Annotated in this window: 7 protein-coding genes and 1 pseudogene; 6 read left to right on the forward strand and 2 right to left on the reverse strand. The window is 54.3% G+C overall.

The window, feature by feature from the left end; genetic code table 11:
* A pseudogene (locus tag ADICEAN_RS18600) lies at positions 1-999 on the forward strand (M24 family metallopeptidase); the annotation flags it as partial.
* Positions 1,000-1,475: 476 nt separating this feature from the next.
* Here ADICEAN_RS18600 and ADICEAN_RS18605 read toward each other — a convergent pair.
* The gene (locus ADICEAN_RS18605; protein WP_009197210.1) at positions 1,476-2,579 is read right to left on the reverse strand and encodes a fatty acid desaturase family protein; all 1,104 of its coding nucleotides are present in this window, start codon (positions 2,577-2,579) and stop codon (positions 1,476-1,478) included.
* Positions 2,580-2,855: 276 nt separating this feature from the next.
* Here ADICEAN_RS18605 and ADICEAN_RS18610 point away from each other — a divergent pair, with 276 nt between their 5' ends.
* From ADICEAN_RS18610 to rny, 5 genes are all read left to right on the forward strand, one after another.
* A complete protein-coding gene (locus tag ADICEAN_RS18610; RefSeq protein ID WP_040398192.1) occupies positions 2,856-3,482 on the forward strand; it encodes a DUF1684 domain-containing protein in 627 nt (208 codons plus the stop codon).
* Positions 3,483-3,549: 67 nt separating this feature from the next.
* A complete protein-coding gene (gene pheT, locus ADICEAN_RS18615) occupies positions 3,550-5,994 on the forward strand; it encodes a phenylalanine--tRNA ligase subunit beta (protein WP_009197212.1) in 2,445 nt (814 codons plus the stop codon).
* Positions 5,995-6,012: 18 nt separating this feature from the next.
* The gene (locus ADICEAN_RS18620; RefSeq protein ID WP_236612957.1) at positions 6,013-6,294 is read left to right on the forward strand and encodes a hypothetical protein; all 282 of its coding nucleotides are present in this window, start codon (positions 6,013-6,015) and stop codon (positions 6,292-6,294) included.
* A 16-nt stretch (positions 6,295-6,310) separates the two neighbouring features.
* A complete protein-coding gene (locus ADICEAN_RS18625) occupies positions 6,311-6,598 on the forward strand; it encodes a cell division protein ZapA (RefSeq protein WP_009197214.1) in 288 nt (95 codons plus the stop codon).
* Positions 6,599-6,722: 124 nt separating this feature from the next.
* Positions 6,723-8,288 carry a ribonuclease Y gene (gene rny / locus ADICEAN_RS18630; RefSeq protein WP_009197215.1) on the forward strand — a complete coding sequence of 522 codons (1,566 nt, stop codon included), beginning with the start codon at positions 6,723-6,725 and terminating at the stop codon, positions 8,286-8,288.
* A gap of 531 nt (positions 8,289-8,819) precedes the next feature.
* Here rny and ADICEAN_RS18635 read toward each other — a convergent pair.
* Complete coding sequence (locus ADICEAN_RS18635; protein WP_009197216.1) at positions 8,820-9,668, reverse strand: OmpA family protein; 849 nt, start codon at positions 9,666-9,668, stop codon at positions 8,820-8,822.
* Between the last annotated feature and the right edge of the window lie 14 nt (positions 9,669-9,682).

Below are 9,682 nucleotides of genomic sequence, written 5' to 3' on the forward strand. Positions count from 1 at the left end.
AGCCCGAAAAGCAGCCCGACCAGTGGAAGCGCCTGGCCGAGCTTATTCAGGAGCGGGACCCCAAAAAGATCGGCATCAACCGCTCCAGCCACTTTGCCCTGGCCGATGGCCTTACGGCCACCGAATGGGAAGCCCTGCAGGCTGCCCTGCCAAAAAAATACCAGCAGCGCCTCCAGAGTGCCGAACGGCTGGCCATTGGCTGGCTGGAGACCCGAACCCCTTCCGAAATGCAGCTCTACCCCCAGATAGTAGCCATTGCCCATCACATCATTGCCGAGGGCTTTTCCGAAACGGTGATCCAGCCGAGCGTTACCACCACCGATGAGGTGGTGTGGTGGTACCGGGAAAAGATCCGCAGCCTGGGCCTTGCCGCCTGGTTTCATCCTACCGTAGCCATCCAGCGGGCCGATCCGGAAAACTTTGAGCACCTGCGCGCCTTCAGCGACCGACCCGAGGGGCAGGTGATCCAGCCAGGCGATCTGCTGCATGTGGATTTTGGCATCACCTACCTGGGGCTCAATACCGACACCCAACAGCATGCCTATGTGCTGCGGCGGGGCGAAACCCAGGCCCCCGAATCCCTGCGCAAAGCATTTGCTACAGGCAACCGCCTGCAGGACCTGCTTACCGGCAGCTTTGCCACGGGCAAAAGCGGCAACCAAATTTTAAAAGAAGCGCTGGATAAGGCAAAGGCCGAGGGCATTAAGGCTTCCATCTATACTCACCCCATTGGCTACCACGGCCATGCCGCGGGCCCTGCCATTGGCATGTGGGACTAGCAGGGGGGCGTACCCCCATACCGGCGACTATCCCCTCTACCCCAACACCGCCCACTCCATTGAGTTGAATGCGGCCGTTGAGATTCCGGAGTGGAAAAAAGAAATCCGCATCATGCTGGAAGAAGACGCTTATTTTGACGGCAAAGAGGTATGGTACATCAACGGCCGCCAAAAGGAGCTGCTGCTGATCCCCAGGGCGCAGGGGCATTTGGGCAAGTAGAGGCAAAGCTTTATGGGGTATTGTTGGTGAAGGCACCAACAATTGGGTAAGGAGGTAGCGATTTGCTGGAGTGGGGCTGTTGGTGAAAACTCCAACAGCTGGGTAGCTTGTGCCCCGACTAAGACAGCAGTACGCCCTACCCCTCCTTTTTATTATCAGCCAGCGACACCAGTCGTGGCACACGTCAGACACCTCCCCGTTATTAGTATTTTCACCTCTCCCTTTGTTGGTGTTTTCACCAACAATCGTATGGATTCGCTGAAAACTGGTACCCGACTACCTCAGCAGGTATCAGTGCACCAAAATTTTTATACAAAGCCCACACCACCTGTTGTGGCACCAGTCATATTGTGCTTGCCAGCACCCCCAGTCGTGCCCCACGCCAGGTGCCCGCCAGCTAACCCACAGCCCACAAAAAAACCCGGAACAGTGTATCCCGGGCTTTCTGAAATCTCAAGACTAGTTCACGACCACTTTTAGACAATCGCCTCGTTCATGGCCGGCAGGCCAAAGCGCTGCAGGGTGGCAATGTGCGAGCGAACGGCCTGCATAAAGGTCTCATTCTCCAGGTAGGGAATGCCAAATTCTTCGGCCGTAGCTTTTACAATGGGCGCAATCTCAGGATAGTGTACATGGCAGATCTGCGGAAAGAGGTGATGCTCTACCTGAAAGTTAAGCCCCCCCACATACCAGCTGATCCACTTATTGTGGCGGGAAAAATTTACCGTAGTATTCATCTGGTGAATGGCCCAGCTGTTTTCAATGGTACCCCATTCTGTTGGCAGGGGGTGTGAAGTGCCCTCTACCGTATGGGCCAGCTGAAACACCACCGTCAGTACAATGCCCGCCACAAAGTGCATGAGCATAAAGCCCGCCAGCACTACGCCCAGGGAGTAACCTGCCAATACCGGAAGCCCGATAATGGCGGCCAGGTAAAGCACCTTATTCAGGATAATACGGGTAAGCAGCCAGGCATTCTGCGCAGGGGTATTGGTATTTACCCCATTGCGGGTATACTGCACATACTGCACAAAATCCTTGGCCAGCACCCAGTACAGGGTAAGCACCCCATAGAAGAAAAAGGCATGGATAAACTGCGTTCTGTGCACCCCCTTTACGTCGGTATGGGGCGAAAAGCGCAGCACCAGCTTATCGGCAATGTCATCATCCATGTGCACCACATTGGTATAGGTATGGTGCAGGATGTTGTGCTGAAGTTTCCAGTTAAAGGCTGTGCCACCTACCAGATTGAGGGAATAGCCCAGCAGCTCGTTTACTTTTTTATTGGAAGAATAGGCACCATGGTTGGCATCGTGCATAATGCTCATGCCAATACCGGCAACTCCCAGCCCCATCAGAAACCACAGCAGCATGCTTAGCCAAACAGGGGGCTGCAGGCTGAGCAGTACGGCAAAGGGCACCAGATACAGGGCAAACAGGGCAATGGTCTTGATCACCATCTGGCTGTTGGCATGCTTGGAGATTCCCTTGTCTTTAAAATGCTGGTCTACTCGTTTACGCAGGGTAGCAAAGAAGAGGTTCTTGTCGGTGGCGACAAATTTGATATGTCCTTTTTTCATAGTTCAATGTTCAGCCCGGATAGGGTCAGGGAAAAGGCAGCCAACCCAGCGCAACTTCTTTTATGCATAAAAACCGCAGGTCAAGGGCCAATCACCAAACCGAAAGCTACGAAAATTAGTTTGGCCCCCTTAAAATCAGGCAAAATAATTATTTTTTCAACCCCCTCTTCTGAACAACAAAGCCCTGATTTTACCCCAACACATCCTAACTCCCTCACTATCTGTATGTTAATTCAGAAACATACATGACTGCTGCAAATGCTGTATCTTTGCTTCATGAGCAAGCGCATTTTGGGTTTTCTGATCATCAGCGGCATCATTGCCATCTTTGCCTATACCCTGCTGCAAAGCAACACGGGCACCGAAGATCCCCAGCAGTACCAGCAGCGCATTCAAAAAGAGCGGGAGCAGAAGAATGCCAGCTTCCGCTCGGGCCGGGATTCGCCCATCCCTCAGGAAGCCCGCAGCAGCTTTCAGGGCCTCAACTACTACCCCATTACGCCCGAGCTGCGCCTGCAGGCCCGCCTGGAGCGCATGCCCCAGCCCGAAGCCATTCGCATTGAAACCAGCACCGGCACTGCCGAAACCTACCTGCGCTGGGGCCTGGCCCATTTTCAGCTCCGCAACCAGTCGCTGCAGCTGCTGATTCTGCAGGCCATCGATGATCCCTCCTACCTCTTCATCCCCTTTGCCGATGAAACCAGCGCCCGCAGCACCTATGGCGCCGGCCGCTACCTGGAGGTAGAGGAGCCTAAGGGCAACAGCAACCGAATAGAGCTGGATTTCAACAGGGCCTACAATCCTTACTGCGCCTATAACGAGGCCTATACCTGTCCCCTGCCCCCCCGGGACAACCTGCTGCCGGTACCCATTGAAGCAGGGGAAAAAAGCTATGAAAAATAGGATTTCCCCCTTCGGCAATCGGGTAAAATGGTTAATTTTGCCCACTTCTGCCCTACACTAGCATCCCATGAAGATTTCCTATACCTGGCTCCGCCAGTACATTGATCTGCACGAATCGCCCGACGAACTGGCACGCCTGCTTACCGCCTCCGGCCTGGAGGTAGAAAGCGTGGAAAAACAGGAGGGCCTGCCCGGCGGCCTGCAGGGCATTGTGATCGGCCAGGTGCTTACCCGCCAGCAACACCCCAATGCCGACCGCCTGAGCCTAACCACCGTAGACCTGGGCGGCGGCCAGGTAGTGCCCATTGTATGCGGTGCTGCCAATGTGGCCGCCGGCCAAAAGGTAGTAGTAGCCACCGTAGGCGCCATGCTCTACCCCACCGGCGGCGAGCCCTTCCAGATCAAGAAAGCCAAGATCCGCGGGGAAGCCTCCGAGGGCATGATCTGTGCCGAAGATGAAATTGGCCTGGGCACTTCCCATGCCGGTATTATGGTGCTGGATACGGATCTGCCCAATGGCACCCCTGCCGCCGAGTACTTCAATCTTCAGGACGATTGGGTGTTTGAAATTGGCCTTACCCCTAACCGCGCCGATGCCGCCTCGCACCTGGGTGTGGCCCGGGACCTGAAGGCCCTGCTCAACCGTCCCCTGAAATGGCCAGACGTATCGGGCTTTAGGGTCCATGATCAGTCTCGCCGCATGGCCGTAGAGGTGCAGAACCCGGAGGCCTGCCCCCGCTACACAGGGGTAACCCTTAGCGGCCTGCAGGTGCAGGAATCGCCCGACTGGCTCAAGGAGCGCCTGCAAAGCATTGGCCTGGAGCCTATCAACAACATTGTGGATGTGACCAACTTTGTGCTACACGAGCTGGGCCAACCCCTGCATGCCTTTGATGCCGATAAGATCCGTGGCAGCAAGATAGTAGTACGCACCCTGCCGGCCGGCACCCCCTTCCGTACCCTGGATGAAAAGGAGCGCAAACTGCAGGAGCAGGACCTGATGATCTGCGATGCCGAGGGCGGCATGTGCATAGGCGGCGTATTTGGCGGCATGGAAAGCGGCATTACCGAAAGCACCACCTCCATTTTCCTGGAGAGTGCGCACTTCTCGCCCGACTGGATCCGCCGCACCGCCCAGCACCATGCCCTCAAGACCGATGCTTCCTTCCGCTTTGAGCGCGGTACCGACCCCAACATAACCGCCTATGCCCTGAAGCGGGCCGCCCTGCTCCTGCAGGAAGTGGCCGGCGGACAGGTAAGCTCCGACATTATCGACCTTTATCCCCAACCCATTGAAGACTTTACGGTAGCGGTTAATTGGGGCAAATTATACGAGTTAGCCGGCCACCCCATTCCGCAGGATGAGGTACGCCGCATACTCCACAACCTGGACATTCAGCTGCAGGACGAAAGCCTGGAAGGCTTTACGGCCGTTGTACCCCCTTACCGGGTAGATGTGCAGCGGCCGGCCGATATTGTGGAAGAAGTGATCCGCATTTACGGGTTGGACAACATTCCCATGCCCGCCGGCCTGAGCAGCAGCTACATGGCCGAGTTCCCTAAAACCGACGAAAACATCCTGCGCCGGGAAGCCTCCGCCCTGCTGGCCGCTCAGGGATTCATGGAGATCATGACCAACTCCCTTACCAACCCGGATTATGCCCGCAAGAGTGATTTTTTGGACGAGGGCAAAAATGTGGAGATCCTGAACAAACTCAGTGAAGAGCTGGGTGTAATGCGCCAGACGCTGCTCTTCACCGGACTGGAGGTAATAGCCCATAACATCAACCATCGGCAGCGGGATCTGAAGATCTTTGAAGTAGGCAAAACCTACTATAAAGAAATGAACACCTACCGGGAGCATAAATATGTGGGAATGTGGATAACTGGCCTTGCCGAAGGCGAACATTACCTGCAGCAGCCCCGCCCGGTGGCCTACCACGACCTCAGGCTGGCTATAGAGCTGTTACTCAGCCGTTTTGGAATTTCTGATGTTTATCCACAAGTTATTCACGAGCGGGAATTTGCCTACGGTCTGGAAATTGTGTATAATGGTAGGAAAATTGGGCGATCACAGGAGAATGGAGCCCTTGTTCGTCTTGGTAAAGTAAAGCCAGCTATTGCTGCCCTGGCTGGGGTAAAGCAGGAGGTTTTCTGGGCTGAGATTGACTGGGTGCAACTTCTGGCGCTGGCCGGCAGCCAGCAGGTCCAGTTTGAGCCGGTATCGCGCTTTCCGGAAGTGCGCCGGGATCTGTCACTGGTACTGGATAAAACGGTACCCTTTGCCCAGATCCAGGAGGTAACCCGCAAGGCCGAAAGTGTGCTAATCAAGCGTATAGGTGTTTTTGATGTGTATGAAGGCGATAAGATAGAGGCGGGCAAAAAGGCCTATGCACTGAGTTTTATTCTTCAGGACAAGCAAAAAACCCTAACCGACAACGTGATAGACAAAACCATGCAGCGCCTGATGGCTGCTTTTGAACGAGAACTTGGTGCTTATATCCGTAAATAACGAATGGAGCGGGAGACATTGGAGAAAAAATTAGCCACCCTGGAGCGCAAGCTTCGGCTGCTGCTCAACGAGCACCAGAATCTGCAGCTGGAGGTAAACCGCCTAAAGGAGGAAAACGGAGAAATGAAAAACCTCCTGAAGGCCAAAGACGATCAGGTAGAAGGATATAAAAATAAAGTACATATAAATAAACTTGCCAATTCAGTAACAGCCGACGAAGGCGAATCTGCTGAGATGAAGCAAAAGTTAAGTGAGTATATCAAGAAAATAGATCTGTGCATTGCGCACTTGAGCGAATAGTTCTTTATACGTTTTTATGGCAGAACTTTCGATAAGGATAAAGATCGGCGACCGCGAATACCCCATAAAGGTAAGCGCCGCCGAGGAAGAAAAGGTACGGAGGGCTGGAAAGCTTATCAACGAGAAGATGCGGGCCTACACAGCCCGCTTTGGCTTGCATGATAAGCAGGACCTGCTTGCCATGGTAGCGTTTGATTGCATTGTGGAACGTCTGGAAACGGAAGCAAAAACCGTTGTGAAAGAAGATGAAACCCTGAGCAACAAACTGGACCATCTGAACAACCTGCTGAGCCAGGTTGTATAATGTAACTTCTGCTAACCCCTTATCGACCCCATAGCCCGAAAAAACAGCTTACTTTTGCCCCACTGCTGATTCTCCAACCGGAGCTGTTAAGATTATAAACCCCTGTAATTTTAACAACAAACCGATGGACTACTACATATACTTCCTGCTCACAGCCATCATTTCGCTGGCGGCGGGAGTCTTCATTGGCCGGATGCTCCTGCAGCGCGTCTATAAGCAGCAGGAGAGCGAAGCCCGCGAAAAAGCCGCGCTCATCCTTAAGGAAGCAGAAACCAAGAGCGAAAGCATCATGAAAGAAAAGATGCTCCACTCCAAGGAAAAATACCTGCACCTGAAGTCTGAATTTGAGAAAGAGGTCAACAAAAAGAAAAACATCCTTACCCAGAACGAAGCCAAGCTTAAGCAGCGGGAGCAGCAGATCAAGCAGCAGCAGGAAAAGGTAAGCCGCCGCGAAACCGAGATCGAAAAGCTGAAAACCGATCTGGAAGAGCAAACCGAACTGGCCCGCCGCCGCCGCGAAGAAGCCGAGAAGATGAAAGAGCAGCAGATCTCCATCCTGGAGAAAGCCGCCAACCTCACCGCCGAAGATGCCCGCAACCAGCTGATCCATACCCTGGAGGAAGAAGCCCGCACCCGCGCCTCGGCCAGCATTAAGGACATTCTGGAAGAAGCCAAGCTTACCGCTACCAAAGAAGCCAAAAAAGTAGTGCTGGAAACCATTCAGCGTACTGCCACCGAGCATGCCATTGAAAACTGCGTAAGCGTTTTCAACATCGAAAGCGACGATATCAAAGGCAAGATCATTGGCCGGGAAGGCCGCAACATCCGGGCGCTGGAAGCCGCCACCGGTGTGGAGATCATTGTAGACGATACCCCCGAGGCCATTATCATCAGCGGTTTTGACCCCGTGCGCCGGGAAATTGCCCGCCTCTCGCTGCACCGCTTGGTGCAGGACGGCCGTATCCACCCTGCCCGCATTGAAGAAGTAGTGGCCAAGACCACCAAAAACATTGAAGACGAGATTGTAGAGATCGGCGAACGTACGGCCATTGACCTGGGCGTGCATGGCCTGCACCCCGAGCTGATCAAGATGGTAGGCCGCCTGCGCTTTCGCTCCAGCTACGGCCAGAACCTATTGCAGCACAGCCGCGAAGTAGCCAAAATGTGTGCCACCATGGCCGCCGAAATGGGCATCAACGCCAAGCTGGCCAAGCGTGCCGGCCTGCTCCACGACATTGGCAAAGTATGGCCCGACGAGCCGGAGCTGCCACACGCCATCCTGGGCATGCAGCTGGCCGAGAAATACAAGGAGCATCCCGAGGTATGCAATGCCATTGGCGCCCACCACGACGAGATCGAGATGACCTCGATGCTCTCGCCCATTGTGCAGGCCTGTGATGCCATCAGCGGCTCTCGCCCCGGCGCCCGCCGTGAGGTAATGGAAAGCTACATTCAGCGCCTGCGGGATCTGGAAAACCTGGCCCTCAACTTCGATGGGGTACAGAAATGCTACGCCATTCAGGCCGGCCGGGAGCTGCGCGTAATGGTAGATGCCGAAAATGTAAGCGATGAGAAAGCCAACAGCCTGTCGTTCGATATCTCTCAGAAGATTGAGCAGGACATGCAGTACCCCGGCCAGATCAAGGTAACTGTTATCCGGGAAATGCGCTCGGTGGCCTACGCCAAATAAAGATTCACTTGTTCACTGTTGTACTGAAAATGGAAGCGCAGCTCGTAGGGGCTGCGCTTTTTTATTGTATAATTTCTTCGGTTTAACCAGTAGACGCCCCCTCCTGGCACAAGCGCTGGAAGGCTTTTTAAGGTTCTTAGGCCCTGCCCATCCTTTGGAAGGCGACTATATCAACACTCGTGCCACGAGTAATTCGTAGCACGAGTCTGCCAGAGCGCGCCACCAGCCGGTACAGCAGGACTTCTCAGCGATCTGACACTAGCGTTTTGTCTTCCCACCATACAGAAGCTACCCACCCATCACTTTTTAAACATGAGCCGGGTAATTATACCAGATTAATTTATCATACCCCAGGTCTGTGCATCACAGGCCTGCCTCCAGAGGGGTCTGTGAGCCACAGACCCTGGATACTAACCCGAATCTATAAGTCAATTTGGTATCAGAAAGTGGTACCTTATCGCAAGCCACTACCTATAAAAAAAACGCAAGCCGTAAGAGCCTGCGTTTTTTATTGGATAAGGAAAGAAGGGCTTACATTTTTACAATTTCCAGGATGGTGAATTCCACCCGGCGGTTGCGGCTGCGGCCTTCTTCGGTCTTGTTGTCAGCTTCGGGTTTGGTGCTGCCATAACCTCTGGAGGTAAGGCGGTCGGCGGCAATGCCCTTGCTGTAGATGTAGTTGGAAACAGCAGTGGCCCGATCGGCCGACAGCTTGTTGTTGGTGGCGGCCTTGCCGGTGTTGTCGGTATGGCCGGCAATCTCGATCTTCATGTTGGGGTTCTCCATCAGAAAGGCCACTACCCGGTCCAGCTCCTGGAAGGAAGCCTCCATAAGGCTGGCCTTGCCATGGGCAAAGAACACATTGTTGAGGCGGATGGACTGGCCTACCTCTACTGGAGCCAGATACAGGTCCCGGTAAATCTTAACGGCTTCTTTTTCCTGCTGCAGTTCAATCATTTCTGACATGGGGTAGTACCCCTCGGCTTTGGCGCTGATGGTATAAGCCTTGCCTACAGGCACCTTCACCTCATAGGTACCCCCCAGCGAATCGGTGGCCAGCTGCAGGGTATCGTTCAGCATAATCTGCACCGGGATGCCCGCAGGGAATTCTTTACCCGTTTTGCGGTCCAGCACCCGGCCCTGCACGATGGCACTCCGGATTTGCCGCGCAAACAGATCATGCGTAAGGGCCTGGTAACCCGTTACACTGGCCAGCTTAAGGTCCAGCGGCTCGGCCACAAAGCCTTCGGCCTGCAGTTGCAGGCTGTAGTTCTTTCCCCAGGGCAGCCAGAGCGTGTACTCGCCCGATTGGATATTGAGGGCTACGGAATCGGCCGGACGGCCNTTTACCAGCAGCTGAAGGGCCACATTGGCCGGCATGGATACCTGCGGAT

The organism is Cesiribacter andamanensis AMV16 (genome assembly GCF_000348925.1).
GTDB lineage: Bacteria > Bacteroidota > Bacteroidia > Cytophagales > Cyclobacteriaceae > Cesiribacter > Cesiribacter andamanensis.

Coding starts and splice junctions, on each gene's coding strand:
- ADICEAN_RS18605 (WP_009197210.1), bottom strand. CDS start 2,579: ATGAAAAAAGGACATATCAAATTTGTCGCCACCGACAAGAACCTCTTC.
- ADICEAN_RS18610 (WP_040398192.1), top strand. CDS start 2,856: ATGAGCAAGCGCATTTTGGGTTTTCTGATCATCAGCGGCATCATTGCC.
- pheT (WP_009197212.1), top strand. CDS start 3,550: ATGAAGATTTCCTATACCTGGCTCCGCCAGTACATTGATCTGCACGAA.
- ADICEAN_RS18625 (WP_009197214.1), top strand. CDS start 6,311: ATGGCAGAACTTTCGATAAGGATAAAGATCGGCGACCGCGAATACCCC.
- rny (WP_009197215.1), top strand. CDS start 6,723: ATGGACTACTACATATACTTCCTGCTCACAGCCATCATTTCGCTGGCG.